Genomic DNA, 12601 nt, shown 5'->3' on the forward strand with positions numbered 1-12601 from the left:
GGGTGAGCCATGGAACTTGAATTGATTCGCAGTGCGCTAGGTTGGGGCGCATTGATTAATGTAGCGGTATTGCTCTATTGGTTCGCCTTTTTAACTCTTGCCCACGACTGGACGTACAAGCTGCATTCCAAATGGTTTAATCTTAGCGTAGAAAAGTTTGACCGTTTTCACTACCTGGGCTTGGCACTCTATAAAACGGCCATTATTGCCTTTTACATTGTGCCTTATATCGCCCTAGGTATAGTGTTAGATTAGTCGGTATACAGCACTATCGATTGCGGCTCAGTAATTGAATAGCCCACCGTAGCCACACCTTCTACATCTTGAATTTGGGTATTAATGGTACCCTCTACCCATACCGGTTCCCAAAGATCTTCTAACTGCAAACCTTGTTTATAGGTAACGTAAACGATCTGATTAGGCGGCGGTGGCGGGTAATGCAAACATGCGCCAAAGTAAGGCACTAGCAAAAATTCAGTCACTAGCTCCCCTTCGCTATCCAAAGGCACAATAAAGCCAGGAATTCGAATAGGTTTGCCGTCCAGCTCTTTATTCACACTCACATTTAAGTTTTGCTGACCCGCTTGATCCATTGGCGCATTGTGGTCCACCTCTGGCAGTGCCATTTGTCGTTCGCTTTCCGGTAATAGCTGATCCCACACGTCAATGCCATCAGCCTGAACAGGTAGGCTGAGCATCAATAAACCAACTAAGTAATAAGCAAGTTTCATTATTTTTCCTTATTAAATCTTAATGCTCATGCCGTCACTCAGGGAGTAACGATAAGCACGCCATGCAGGCAATACACCAGCAATAAAGCCAACAACCACTACCGCCAACAGCAAATACCATTGTTCTAACGTTGGCCAAGCAAGTGTTAAGTAAAAGCCAAATTGATTGAGCAGAAGAGGCTTAGCCGCTCCCAAAATGAGGTACATACTGGCAAGGCCAAATATTGCCCCCAGCCCACTCAATAGCAAGGCCTCAATCAACAGCAAACCAAAGATATGCCGAGGTTTAGCCCCCACAGAGCGTAATATTGCCATCTCGCGGCGACGCTCTTTTAGGCTCACCATAAGAGTGGTTAACATGCTCATTAAACCAGTGATCACAACACAAATCGACACCGCCAATAGCGCGCTTTCGGCAATGCTTAAGATTCCCCATAACTCTTGTAGGGCAACACCAGGCAAAATCGCTAATAGAGCTTCGCCTTTATATTGATTTATTTGTCGCTGCAGATTAAATATCTGAAGCTTAGATTGAGTGCCTAACATCATCGCTGTAATGCTAGAGGGAGTAAGTTGTTGCTCGCTATATGGCGTGGCCTGCGGCGCTAAGTGAATCGCCTCAATACCGGCCAGCGAGGTTATCACGGTGCGATCTACTGGTGTACCGCTAGGTTTGAGTATGCCACTCACCACAAAAGGATATTGATCGTGATTAACAAAGCTAACGGCGGCAATGCCATGCGCAACTACAATTTTGTCGCCCAAGCTATAACCGAGTTTTCGAGCCACCTCTGCACCCAGCACCACTTCAAACGTTTCGTTCAAGGCTTCGCCTTGAGCAAAGCTTAGCGGCTGCTTATTGGCATATTGATAGTGCTCAAAAAAGCTATTGGTGGTGCCCATGACTCGGTAACCTCGGTGTGAATCCCCCAAGGAAATAGGAATAGACCACTTAACCGATTTTTGACCGGCAATCTCTTGATAGCTATCCCATGAAATATTGTTCGTCGCGTTACCAATACGAAATACCGAATACAGCAATAATTGGGTTGGCCCACTGCGAGCGCCTACAATAAGATCGGTCCCCGAAATGGTAGAGGCAAAGCTCGATTTAGCTTGAGTACGCAGGTTTTCAACACCGAGTAACAAAGCCACACTCAAGGCAATGGTAAATAAACTGAGTAAGGCAGTACCGCGCCTTGCCCACAAACTGTGCCCGGCTAATTTAAGCAAGCTCATTTTGGCCTCCTAAATTTAACTCAGGTAAATCCACCACTTGCTCAAAACGTTCGGCCAGCTCATGGTCGTGACTTACTAACAATAAGCTGCTGTCGCAGTGGCTTAATTCTGCCATGAGTAAGTTCATGAAATGTTCTCGGTTGGTTTTATCCAAAGCAGAAGTGGGTTCATCAGCAATAATCAGTGCTGGTGAGCCAATCATTGCACGCGCAGCCGCCACCCTTTGTTGCTGGCCAATACTTAGCTGACCGACCGGTTGCTCTAGCTGTTTATCGGGCAGCTGTAAATGCGCCAATAAACGACGCGCTTCTTCTAATACCGTGGCTGAACGGCTCAACGCTCGCTGTTTGCGCACTTTGGAGAACTGACAAGCTAGCGCCACATTCTCTACCACAGACAAATAAGGCAACAAGTTAAACTGCTGAAAAACATAGCCAATATTATCTGCTCTCAACTGGTCTCGCTGAGCAGCACGCAGGCTTGCGCAGTCTTTTCCCATAAACGTTAAGCAACCCTGCTGTGGACTAATCACTCCCGCGATTAAACTGAGCAAAGTTGATTTACCACAACCACTTGGCCCATGAATAAAAGTGTGACTAGCTGCCGATATGTTTAAATGAGGAATGTGAATAGCCGGGTGTTGTTCACCCGGCCACGCAAACACCACTTCATCTAAACGTAAAAGAGAAGCAGAGTGGCTCATACTATAGTTTTACCTTGTTTTGCGTTGGTGTGGCTTCTATTGCTACTTGCCCGCGATCACTCGCTCCCTGCACCTGAATTTTCTGCATACGAGGGAAGTAGTTAAACAACTGTAAATCGAAGCTGCTTAACTCAGCTAACTCGTGACAATGGAAGTGATAGGTAAGACGCACGTCTGAATGACCAGCATGCTCGCCATGCGCTTCATGGTCATGGTCATCATGATTTTTGTGCCCATCATGGCTTTCATGAGCATGGTCGTCATGATCTTTGTGTTCATCATGCTTGTCGTGAGCATGGTCATCATGATTTTTGTGCTCATCATGCTTGTCGTGAGCATGGTCGTCATGGTCTTTGTGCTCATCATGCTTGTCGTGAGCATGGTCGTCATGGTCTTTATGCTCATCATGCTTGCCGTGAGCATGATCGTCATGGTCTTTGTGATCATCGTGCTTGTCATGAGCATGCTCATCATGATGTTCGTCTTCTTGGTCTAAATCACCCCAATGTTGGCCAACTTTTTCCAACTCACATTGGCCGCCATTAAATACAAACAACTGCATGGCTTGAGCAGCCTGCTTTTTTGCATCATCCAATATCTGGTGTTGTTGCTCGTTGGCAGGCGCATGTTCAAAGCCTAAAAAGTTGTCGGCAGGTGAGAGAATTTCAATTTCCAACTCCTCACCAGCGGCGGCAAAAAATAACTCGGCCACGCCGTGTTGGTGAGCGGATTGTGCAAATGCTGCACTACTAAGCAGGCCAAAGCTGGCCGCAATTAAAGGCTTAAAGGTCATTATAGGTATCCATTGTTAGCTAAAAATAAAAGAATATAGATTTAGTTAAATGGCAGGGGGCGAGCGCGCGCTAGCCGCTAGACTATGGGCATTTTTAAAAGCGTAATTAACGGCAATAAAAGACCGCGCAATCATTAACGACGCAATCACTAAGGCGCTACTAACCAAGGCAGTAGCGAGTTTTTCTAAGTTAAAACACAGCTGACAATGGAGCTCTGAATGATCTGGGTCTAAACGCTCAGCCTGATGCTCGCCCCACGCCAAGGCAAAGGCAAATACTGAAAAAATCAGTATCCAAGTTATGCCTTGTTGCCTGCGGGGATTTAACATTGTCAGCTACCTTGTGTGTACTTCTTAAACAACTAACCCTAACTAGGATTCAAGCAGTTTTACTTCATAAGATCCAAATTTACGTATGTTTATCACACCATTGTTAAAAATTAAGTATTGGCCTTTAATACCTTGTAACTCACCTTCTACTAAAGGATTTTTATCTAAGTTAAAGCTACTAATTTTGCTTGGGTATTGTTCAACTGGAAAGTGTAAGTCTACCACCGCCTCGTCGGGCAATGCGGTAATTGAATCTAAACCAAAACGTTCTGCGAGTTCCGCTAAGGCATCACCAATTTGTGGCAACAATCGTTCTCGCTCAGCCACTAAATCTAATTCAATCGCGTCGCCTTTTAGCATAGCCCGCCAGTTAGTTTTATCAGCCACCAATTTAGCTAATTCAATCTCCACTAAACCAGACAATTGGCGTGTTGCCACTTTAAAGATAGGTAACGCTTGAGTAGCACCTTGGTCAATCCAACGGGTAGGAATTTGAGTATGGCGAGTAATGCCCACCTTTAAACCGGAAGTATTCGCTAAATAAACATAGTGCGGAATCATACAGTGGGTTTCGCCCCACTCTGGCTCACGGCATGTTCCTTCGCTATAGTGGCAAGTTTCGGGTTTCATAATGCACATATCGCAGCTCGCTAGTTTGCGCATACAAACAAAACAATGGCCTTGCGAATAACTCTTTTTGGTGGCTTTACCGCAGTTTCGGCAATGAATGTTACCGGTAAATTCAAAGGCGAAAGATTGTCCGATCAGGGGGTTAAGGTGCAGCTCTTGTTCACCTACCGGCAAATAATATTGTACTTGCTCGGCCAGTTCGGCGCGCATTTTAGATAAATGACCCTGCATCTTACTCTACTCTTTGAATAACTATTTGGCAGAGCAGTGTAAAGCAAAGCTCAGCGGCGTCCAAGCCTCAAAACATGTATAAGGTTAGTAGGGGTAATCTACATCACTATCGGTTGTATCCATCATTATTTGATGAAGTTCACCGCTTTCAATAAGCAAGGGCATGGCTTGTTCAAACTGATTTAATAACATTGCGCCTTTTTCAGTGGTAGAAAAACAAAAAGTAGTGCCATAACCAAACACACTATCGATAAATGCAAAGTCCCCTTTCAGTGACGGAGAGCTATCTAGCAATGCCTCAACATCATCTCGATAATCCAAGATCGCATCTACACGGCCAACTTTAAGTAATTTAATCATTTGGCTTAAGTCTGAGTACTCATCGTAGCTTGTCCCTTCTGGCAAAGAGTCAGCCCAATCGTAACCAAGGTGAGACACTACAAGCTTCCCCACTAAATCGTCTAATGATTGATAGCTATTAGCAAATGTGGCTGAAACCAGCATATCGGTGACATCACGTTCAATTAAGTATTGTGAACAATTGGCCTTATCGAACTCATCGGCTGAAGCGCCAAACACAAGATCAACCTGCTGTTTTTCTAGCATTGCTACGCTGCGTGGGTAGGGCATAAAGTGGGCGGTATAGCTGTAGTCGGGGAAAATACGTTCGACTAATGAAAAATAATAGCCGGTGCCATTTCGATTACTGAAATCTTCCCAAAAGTCGGTGGCGATGTTGATATTGCTAGCTGCGACAAAGGGCGTATTAAACAACAATAAAAAAATGGATAATCGCGGCATAAGCCGTCCATGCTTATCAGTAAGTATTAATAAGCATAGCCCAGTTAACGCGGTATAAAGCCTTAAAAGATCCCCTCAAGGATTCCGTTCTTTTTTGCTAAGGAGCTCCTTGTTTCACTGTCTGAAACACGTTCCGCGCCGCGTAACATGGCATCGATCAGTTCAGCCGCGTCAAATTTAGTTAAGGCTTCATCAGCACCTACTTGGCTCGCGCGGTCTACGCTAATTTCACTTGATAGTGAGGTATGCAAGATAATGTAAGCGTCTGCTACACCGGGGTCGCTACGCACTTCAAACGTCAGTTCGTAACCATCTAAGCCTGGCATCTCAATATCACTTACTAATACATCTACCGGTTGCCCTGCGGCTGCCGATTGCTGCATCATTTTAAAAGCAGTAGCGCCATCGCTGGCCATTTGATAGTCAATTTCAATGCTATCCAGGGCGCTAGATAACTGCTTACGCGCCGTGGCAGAATCATCCACCAGCAAAATTTTAAGTTGGCTAAGAATAGCTTGATCAGGCAGGCTGACCGATACGCGAATTCGGTCTTCATCGTCTGGAAATACGCTAGCAATTAGCTTTTCAATATCCAACAGCTGAATCAGCTTATCGTCTACCCGCGTAACGCCGGTTACGTAAGCATCTTTACCTAAGGTGCTTGGTGGTGGATCGATATCGCGCCAGCGACACTCGGTAATACGGTCAATACCACGCACCAAAAAACCTACCGTTTGGCGGCTTACGTCGGTAATAATGATTGAACAGGCATCGCGCTCGTCTTCGGCAATCGGCCGATAACCTACAGCTGCAGCCATATCAATAACCGAAATAGTTTGCCCACGTAAGGAAGCAGAACCTAATACATGCTCATGAGAATGAGGCAGGGCGGTAAGCCGAGTATAAGGAACAATCTCTCGTACCTTTAAGGTGCCAATTGCAAATAATTGGTTTAGCGACAACCTAAAATGCAATAATCCTTGTGTCTGACTCGTGGCGCTACTCATGAAGCATCCTTACTTTTTCGGATAACGATCAACTAACGGCAGCCGCACTCGAACGCTCTATACCAAGCGGGTCAAGTTGACGAAACTGCTCACAAATTTGTTTTATAACTGCGCTGCCGCAAGCCGATTGAGGCTGGGTAGCACTGACAACTACAATATCAATTGCTGGCAAGGGCGGCATTGTTTTAGCGCACAATTCTTGCAATTCACCTTTGCTAGATCGCGCCATTGCTGCTATTGCAAGTCCTTGCGAAACCATACCATATAATCCGCTATGATTTGCACTGGTAGCCAGTAAGCGATAAGGCAGCTCAGCCTTATCTAAACCATCTATGGCGCTGCTATGAAACTTACAGTCTGCTTCATATAACGCGATAGGAATCGGCCGTTGCTGGCTGAGGTCTTGATGTTTTGAGCTTACCCAAACGCCTTGATCGTGCCTTAGCAAGTAACCCTCGTCGCTATCTGGACTGCGAGTGAGAATGGCTAAATCCAGCTCACCACTATCTAAGCGCTCTCGCAACTGGTAGCTAGGCCCAGCTTGCAAACGCAAACATAAGTGAGGAATGTGCTGTTGCAATAGCTCACTCAACACCGGCAATACCGACACACTGTAATCATCAGGGCAGCCAATTCGTAACTCTACATTAGCGTGATTGTGTTTAAGCTCGGTGACAGCTTGGTCGTGCAAACTCACAATGCGTCGCGCATAACTGGCTAAGGCTTGGCCTGCGGGGGTAAGCACTAAACTTCTGCCTTCTTTTTCAAACAAGGGGCTTTGGCTCTCTTGCTGCAACTTTTTCATTTGTGCACTGATCGCCGATTGAGTGCGAAAGGTTTGGCTAGCGGCTCGAGTAAAGCTACCACTTTCAACAAAAGCCACTAAGCTGCGTAAGGCATCAATATCCATTTATTACCCATCACTCTTGTTAATAGTTGCTATCAAAAATAATCGTTATTCAAACTACAAGCAACTTGCCACACTAAAGCCATCAACCACTTAGCAAGGAGCCGCTATGATTCTGCATGATTACCTTCCCTCAGGAAATGGCTACAAAATTCGTTTATTACTCAACCTATTGGCTCAGCCTTTTCAGCTAAAACACTATGATATTGTTGCTGGAGAAAGCCATACACCTGAATTTTTGGCGCTCAATGCCAATGGCAAAATTCCGGTATTGCAGCTAGACGACGGACGCTGCTTAGCAGAATCTAATGCGGTATTGTTTTATCTGGCACAAGGCAGCCAATATTGGCCTACCGACCCTTGGCAGCAAGCGCAAGTTTTAAAATGGATGAGCTTTGAGCAATACAGTCACGAACCCAATATTGCTTCAGTGCGGTTTTGGCTAGGCCATGCTGGCTTGAATGAAACTCGACGCGCCCAACTGGCGGATAAAAAACGTCAAGGCTATGCCGCCTTAGACGTAATGGAAAAGCATTTAAGCCAACACCGTTATTTAGTGGGTGAGCGCTTAAGCATTGCCGATATTGCCTTGTATGCCTATACCCACGTGGCTGAAGAGGGCGCGTTTAGTTTGGCTAGCTACCCCGCAATTCAAGCGTGGTGTAAGGGCATTTTTCAGTTAGACAATTATGTCTCGATAGACGATGAATCAGCTTTATTAGCGTGATGTAAATAAGCTTAAAAAAGGACCAAGCCACTAATATCGGCTTGGTCAAACGCGCTTACAATTTAACGATTAATTTTCCTTGGTTTTGGCCACTAAACAGCAGGTTAATACCCTCTATAGCAGACTCTAAACCGTCTAATACATGCACTCGATATTGCAACTTACCCGCTTGCAAGTAAGCACCTACTTGCTGCATAAGCTGCGGCGCTTTGTCGAAGTGATCTGGCATGGTAAAGCCTTGTATGCTTAGGCGCTTCTTCACAATAGCGATCCAGTTTGGTCCCGCTGAAGGTGTGTCAGTGTTGTAATCAGCAATCATGCCGCACACCACAATACGACCGTGTGCATTCATGTTATCAACTGCAACTTGTTGAATCGCACCGCCGGTATTCTCGAAATAAATATCTACACCATTGGGTGTCAACTCAGCCACTTTGGCAGCAATGTTGTCGGTTTTATAGTTAACTGCGCCATCAAAGCCCAGTTCATCCACCAGCCATGTACATTTTTCATCGCTGCCAGCAACACCAATCACCCGCAAACCTTCCGCTTTAGCAATTTGTCCCACTAAAGAACCAACCGAACCCGCAGCGCCACTCACCAATAAGGTCTCACCCGCTTTAGGCTTACCGATCTCTAACAAACCTTGTGCAGCCGTCATGCCTGGTAGTGCAAGCACTGCCAATACGGCTTCAGCAGGCAAACCTGGCGGCACAATGTTTACGCCAGCACCATTACTAATGGCTTGCTCGGTCCAACCAAACATGCCCATTACACTAGAACCAACCGGGAAACTAGGGTTTAACGACTCAACCACCTCAGCGATACCGCTGGCACGCATTACCTCACCCAACTCTACAGGTGGAATGTAGCTATCTCGGTCGTCACTCATCCAGCCGCGCATGGCAGGGTCTAAAGACATATGGGTTTGTTTAACCCTAAATTGACCTTCTTGCAAAGCCTGTACAGCGTGCTGCTGGCTTTCGAAACAACTGGCTTCAATGCTGGTAACCGGGCGTTTCACTAAGTGAATTGATTGATAACTAGACATTACGCATCCTTTTTGAGTGGCCTTAGCCGTTCATTATTAGTGGAAATAGTATAAATAGATGCATAACTTGGAATAAATAGCCCTTACAGCTAAACTTTATTGCCTTTTAGACAAAAATAAAACCTTATGGATAAGTTACGCGCGCTACAATACTTCGCCCATTTAGCCGAATCTGGCAGCTTTACCCAAACTGCAGCAGCCTTTAATGTTCCACCCTCATCGGTATCACGACGGATTACAGATCTAGAATCCATGCTAAAACAGCAACTATTGCAGCGTAGTACCCGCCAAGTGAAACTGACCGAGTTAGGAGCCCTGTATTACCAGCAAATTTTGCCCGCTTTACATGGCCTTAATGATGCAGAAGATTTATTAAAGCAGCAGCAACAACACCCTAGCGGCATGTTATCGATAAGTGCCATGCCTAGTTACGGAGAACTTTGTTTAGCCCCCATCCTTAGCGAGTTTTCTCAGTTGTATCCAGATATCGTTCTCGATCTACACTTCAGTGACCAACTCAGTAATTTACGTCGCGACCAGATCGATATTGCCGTTCGCGCGGGTAATGCCCCTGATGAGCGGATTATTGCTAAAAAGCTATCCAATAATCATTTTGTGTTGTGCGCTGCACCAAAGTATTTGGCCAAACATGGTTTACCTCATACACCTGCAGACTTAAACGCTCACCCTAGTCTTCGCTATCGCAGCCCTGAAAAAGTATTACCTTGGTACTACAAACACCAGCAGCAATGGCAAGAATTAAGCGCTCCCATTCGCTTAATTTCTAATCATGGTACAAGCTTAGTGAATGCCGCCATCAACGCAGAAGGCATTGCCTTACTCCCCGAATGGGGAATTAGCCAACAGCTCGCCGAAGGCAGTTTAGTAACGATTGATGTAGGCCAAGACATTCGAGTATCTACAGCAGAATCCTCAGGGATTTTTCTTTTATACCAAGGACTTAAATATCAGATCCCAAAAGTAAAAGTTGCCGTAGATTTTTTAGTTTCTCGTTTAACCCTGTAACTAGGCAGATATTCAGCCTATTGTTAAATGACACAAATGTTTCAACCAAACGACCAATGTAAGCCAGTAGATTATTTCGCGGCGATTGCTAAGTTGCTCAAACTTTGCACTTTTCTCTGCAAGGTTATTTGTTACGCTAGTGTTAATAGAAATTCTTAATAACTTGGTCTACTTTTAGCAACAAGCTCTTAGCAAAAGGAACTGTGTATGAGCGAGCCGGTCTCTGACCAACAATATGTGCGCTTTGTTGATGTTAAAAAAAGTTATGACCAGCGCAGCCTAGTAGTAAAAAACTTCAATTTAGACATTCGTAAAGGCGAGTTTGTTACCTTACTAGGCCCCTCCGGCTCCGGTAAAACCACCTGTTTGATGATGTTAGCTGGCTTTGAGGATGTCACCAGCGGGCACATCCTCGTGAACGGCCAAGCCATTACCAACGTGGCTCCTTACAACCGCAATATTGGCATGGTGTTCCAACATTATGCGTTGTTCCCACACATGACCGTGGCTGAAAACCTGGCTTACCCCTTAGTGGTTCGCAAGCTACCTAAAGAAGAAATTAAACGCCGCGTGGCGGAATCCTTAGCCCTAGTAGAACTAGATAGCTTTGGTAAACGCTATCCGGGTCATCTCTCTGGCGGACAAAAACAACGGGTGGCCTTGGCTCGCTCGCTTATCTTTGAGCCTTCAATTGTATTAATGGATGAACCCTTAGGCGCTCTAGACAAAAACTTGCGTGAGCAAATGCAGCTAGAGATTAAGCGCCTGCACGAATCCATTGGGTTCACCGCTATTTATGTGACTCACGACCAAACCGAAGCGCTCACCATGTCGGATCGCATCGCAGTATTTAACGATGGCGTGGTGCAGCAATGTGCCGCCCCAGATGTATTGTACGAACGCCCAGAAAATGCCTTTGTAGCCGATTTTATTGGTGAAAATAATCACCTGTCGGGCAAGGTACTCAATCGCGCTCAAGGCTTAGCGAAAGTAGAGCTCAGTGACGGTAGTGTAGTAACTGGCCAGGCGATGGACTGCCCCGAAACAGGCGAAGCCTGTGTACTGGCAGTCCGCCCAGAAAACCTCTTCATCCAAAGTGACAAACATAGCTTTGAAAATAGTATTGAAGCTGAATTTATTACCCGCCTTTATGTAGGCGACTTTATTCGTTACTTCTTCAAACTTCGTGACAAAACTGAGCTGATGGTAAAAGTGCTCAACGATCACGATGCGCCCAGCATTACTGCTGGTGCGCCAACTAAACTAACGTGGTCCGTTAATGACGGGTTAGCTTTTAATCCACCCCCGAGCTCTTAATGGTAAAGGAAGGTACCTATGAAACGTTTACTCCCCGTTATTGCCCTTGCAACTGCATGTAATGTTGCCAGCGCAGACCAACTCACTGCGGTTTCTTTTGGTGGTGCCTATGGTGCAGCCCAGCAAAAACACATGCTAGATCCGTTTATGGAAGAAACTGGCCACAAAATTCTGTTTGAAAACTACTCCGGCGGAATTGCCGAAATTAAAGCCCAAGTAGAAAGTGGCAACATTCTTTGGGATGTGATTGATGTAGAGGTAATTGACTTAGAGCGCGCCTGTTCTGAGGGCTTGCTGGAAGTGATTGACCACGACAGTTTACCCCCCGGTGACGATGGCACTCCGGCAGCCAAAGACTTTAGCGAAGCGGCATTAGCCAACGAATGTGGTGTAGGTAATATTGTATGGACGGTATTGTATGCCTTTAATAACGACACCATTAAGGGTGGCCAACCTAGCTCTATTGCCGATTTGTTTGATACCAAGAAATACCCAGGTAAACGCGCCCTACGTAAGCGCCCTCAAGTAAACCTTGAGTGGGCTTTAATCGCTGATGGCGTGCCAAAAGAGCAGGTTTATGAAGTATTAGAAACCGACGAAGGCCAAGCACGTGCCTTTGCCAAACTGGCCACCATTGCCGATGACATTGTCTGGTTCGATAGCTGGTCACAAGCGCCACAATTGCTCAATGATGGTGGCGCGGTAATGGTGCAATCGGCTAATGGCCGAATCTTTGATGCCATTCAAAGCGAAGGTAAGCCTTTTGAAATGGTGTGGGACGCTCACCTATACGACTTGGACGTATGGGCAATTGTAAAAGGCACCAAGAAAAAAGATTTGGCGATGGAGTTTATTCGCTTCGCTACTGGCTCTAAGCCTTTAAGTGGCATGCCTGAAGTAGCATACGGCCCAACCCGTAATTCATCTTATGCTTATGTAGATAAAGCGGTCATTCCCAAGCTACCGTCTTCGCATTTAGATGAGGGCCTAAAGGCATCAGGTGATTTCTGGGCCGACTATGGCGAGTCACTGGGTGAGAAGTTTAACGAATGGTTACTTAAGTAAGCGCAAGCTACCCCAGTAACCCTAGTTGAAATTGAAATTGAAG

The 12601-nt window shown here is 45.7% G+C and carries 15 protein-coding genes; 5 read left to right on the top strand and 10 right to left on the bottom strand.

What is annotated here, in order from left to right; translation table 11 throughout:
* The first annotated feature begins 9 nt into the window (after positions 1 to 9).
* Positions 10 to 255 (top strand): DUF6868 family protein, encoded by a 246-nt coding sequence (locus tag ACLD71_RS04735; protein ID WP_137674444.1) that lies wholly within the window; start codon positions 10 to 12, stop codon positions 253 to 255.
* Here the strand turns inward: ACLD71_RS04735 and ACLD71_RS04740 are convergent.
* From ACLD71_RS04740 to ACLD71_RS04780, 9 genes are all read right to left on the bottom strand, one after another.
* Positions 252 to 731, bottom strand: coding sequence for a DUF3299 domain-containing protein (locus ACLD71_RS04740; RefSeq protein ID WP_137674443.1), 480 nt, complete (start codon positions 729 to 731; stop codon positions 252 to 254). The genes ACLD71_RS04735 and ACLD71_RS04740 overlap by 4 nt on opposite strands.
* Before the next feature lie 12 nt (positions 732 to 743).
* Positions 744 to 1970 carry an ABC transporter permease gene (locus ACLD71_RS04745; RefSeq protein ID WP_411993285.1) on the bottom strand — a complete coding sequence of 409 codons (1227 nt, stop codon included), beginning with the start codon at positions 1968 to 1970 and terminating at the stop codon, positions 744 to 746.
* Complete coding sequence (locus tag ACLD71_RS04750; RefSeq protein WP_303513436.1) at positions 1957 to 2673, bottom strand: ABC transporter ATP-binding protein; 717 nt, start codon at positions 2671 to 2673, stop codon at positions 1957 to 1959. Before ACLD71_RS04750 ends, ACLD71_RS04745 begins: the two co-directional genes overlap by 14 nt.
* A 1-nt stretch (position 2674) precedes the next feature.
* Positions 2675 to 3466, bottom strand: coding sequence for a ZrgA family zinc uptake protein (locus tag ACLD71_RS04755; protein ID WP_411993287.1), 792 nt, complete (start codon positions 3464 to 3466; stop codon positions 2675 to 2677).
* 45 nt (positions 3467 to 3511) lie between these two features.
* On the bottom strand, positions 3512 to 3796 hold the full coding sequence (locus ACLD71_RS04760; RefSeq protein ID WP_137674439.1) for a hypothetical protein: 285 nt from the start codon (positions 3794 to 3796) through the stop codon (positions 3512 to 3514).
* A 42-nt stretch (positions 3797 to 3838) separates the two neighbouring features.
* Positions 3839 to 4657 (bottom strand): DUF2797 domain-containing protein, encoded by an 819-nt coding sequence (locus ACLD71_RS04765; RefSeq protein ID WP_137674438.1) that lies wholly within the window; start codon positions 4655 to 4657, stop codon positions 3839 to 3841.
* Between the two features lie 84 nt (positions 4658 to 4741).
* Positions 4742 to 5458: a substrate-binding periplasmic protein gene (locus ACLD71_RS04770; RefSeq protein WP_411993290.1), complete on the bottom strand. Its 717-nt coding sequence runs from the start codon at positions 5456 to 5458 to the stop codon at positions 4742 to 4744.
* A 62-nt stretch (positions 5459 to 5520) separates the two neighbouring features.
* A complete protein-coding gene (locus tag ACLD71_RS04775) occupies positions 5521 to 6465 on the bottom strand; it encodes a chemotaxis protein (RefSeq protein ID WP_137674436.1) in 945 nt (314 codons plus the stop codon).
* Between the two features lie 28 nt (positions 6466 to 6493).
* Positions 6494 to 7375, bottom strand: coding sequence for a LysR substrate-binding domain-containing protein (locus ACLD71_RS04780; RefSeq protein ID WP_411993292.1), 882 nt, complete (start codon positions 7373 to 7375; stop codon positions 6494 to 6496).
* A gap of 106 nt (positions 7376 to 7481) precedes the next feature.
* Between ACLD71_RS04780 and ACLD71_RS04785 the strand changes: the two genes are divergently transcribed.
* The gene (locus ACLD71_RS04785; RefSeq protein ID WP_411993294.1) at positions 7482 to 8099 is read left to right on the top strand and encodes a glutathione S-transferase family protein; all 618 of its coding nucleotides are present in this window, start codon (positions 7482 to 7484) and stop codon (positions 8097 to 8099) included.
* Between the two features lie 55 nt (positions 8100 to 8154).
* On the opposite strand, the gene ACLD71_RS04790 is transcribed toward ACLD71_RS04785, so the two are convergent.
* Positions 8155 to 9150 (bottom strand): NADP-dependent oxidoreductase, encoded by a 996-nt coding sequence (locus ACLD71_RS04790; protein ID WP_411993296.1) that lies wholly within the window; start codon positions 9148 to 9150, stop codon positions 8155 to 8157.
* A gap of 126 nt (positions 9151 to 9276) precedes the next feature.
* Here ACLD71_RS04790 and ACLD71_RS04795 point away from each other — a divergent pair, with 126 nt between their 5' ends.
* The 3 genes from ACLD71_RS04795 to ACLD71_RS04805 all read left to right on the top strand — a co-directional run bounded on the left by ACLD71_RS04795 (position 9277) and on the right by ACLD71_RS04805 (position 12558).
* Positions 9277 to 10176, top strand: coding sequence for a LysR substrate-binding domain-containing protein (locus ACLD71_RS04795; protein WP_411993298.1), 900 nt, complete (start codon positions 9277 to 9279; stop codon positions 10174 to 10176).
* A gap of 207 nt (positions 10177 to 10383) precedes the next feature.
* A complete protein-coding gene (locus ACLD71_RS04800; protein ID WP_137674431.1) occupies positions 10384 to 11493 on the top strand; it encodes an ABC transporter ATP-binding protein in 1110 nt (369 codons plus the stop codon).
* 18 nt (positions 11494 to 11511) lie between these two features.
* Complete coding sequence (locus tag ACLD71_RS04805; RefSeq protein ID WP_137674430.1) at positions 11512 to 12558, top strand: ABC transporter substrate-binding protein; 1047 nt, start codon at positions 11512 to 11514, stop codon at positions 12556 to 12558.
* Positions 12559 to 12601: the final 43 nt, after the last annotated feature.

Origin of the sequence: Agarivorans sp. DSG3-1 (assembly GCF_046774965.1) — a bacterium.
In the GTDB taxonomy this organism is placed as follows: Bacteria; Pseudomonadota; Gammaproteobacteria; order Enterobacterales; family Celerinatantimonadaceae; genus Agarivorans.

Bases quoted from the DNA above. Each gene is read 5' to 3' on its own strand.
- ACLD71_RS04765 (WP_137674438.1), bottom strand. From the start codon at position 4,657: ATGCAGGGTCATTTATCTAAAATGCGCGCCGAACTGGCCGAGCAAGTA.
- ACLD71_RS04750 (WP_303513436.1), bottom strand. From the start codon at position 2,673: ATGAGCCACTCTGCTTCTCTTTTACGTTTAGATGAAGTGGTGTTTGCG.
- ACLD71_RS04790 (WP_411993296.1), bottom strand. From the start codon at position 9,150: ATGTCTAGTTATCAATCAATTCACTTAGTGAAACGCCCGGTTACCAGC.
- ACLD71_RS04805 (WP_137674430.1), top strand. From the start codon at position 11,512: ATGAAACGTTTACTCCCCGTTATTGCCCTTGCAACTGCATGTAATGTT.
- ACLD71_RS04760 (WP_137674439.1), bottom strand. From the start codon at position 3,796: ATGTTAAATCCCCGCAGGCAACAAGGCATAACTTGGATACTGATTTTT.
- ACLD71_RS04785 (WP_411993294.1), top strand. From the start codon at position 7,482: ATGATTCTGCATGATTACCTTCCCTCAGGAAATGGCTACAAAATTCGT.
- ACLD71_RS04800 (WP_137674431.1), top strand. From the start codon at position 10,384: ATGAGCGAGCCGGTCTCTGACCAACAATATGTGCGCTTTGTTGATGTT.
- ACLD71_RS04740 (WP_137674443.1), bottom strand. From the start codon at position 731: ATGAAACTTGCTTATTACTTAGTTGGTTTATTGATGCTCAGCCTACCT.
- ACLD71_RS04780 (WP_411993292.1), bottom strand. From the start codon at position 7,375: ATGGATATTGATGCCTTACGCAGCTTAGTGGCTTTTGTTGAAAGTGGT.
- ACLD71_RS04735 (WP_137674444.1), top strand. From the start codon at position 10: ATGGAACTTGAATTGATTCGCAGTGCGCTAGGTTGGGGCGCATTGATT.
- ACLD71_RS04775 (WP_137674436.1), bottom strand. From the start codon at position 6,465: ATGAGTAGCGCCACGAGTCAGACACAAGGATTATTGCATTTTAGGTTG.
- ACLD71_RS04770 (WP_411993290.1), bottom strand. From the start codon at position 5,458: ATGCCGCGATTATCCATTTTTTTATTGTTGTTTAATACGCCCTTTGTC.
- ACLD71_RS04755 (WP_411993287.1), bottom strand. From the start codon at position 3,466: ATGACCTTTAAGCCTTTAATTGCGGCCAGCTTTGGCCTGCTTAGTAGT.
- ACLD71_RS04745 (WP_411993285.1), bottom strand. From the start codon at position 1,970: ATGAGCTTGCTTAAATTAGCCGGGCACAGTTTGTGGGCAAGGCGCGGT.
- ACLD71_RS04795 (WP_411993298.1), top strand. From the start codon at position 9,277: ATGGATAAGTTACGCGCGCTACAATACTTCGCCCATTTAGCCGAATCT.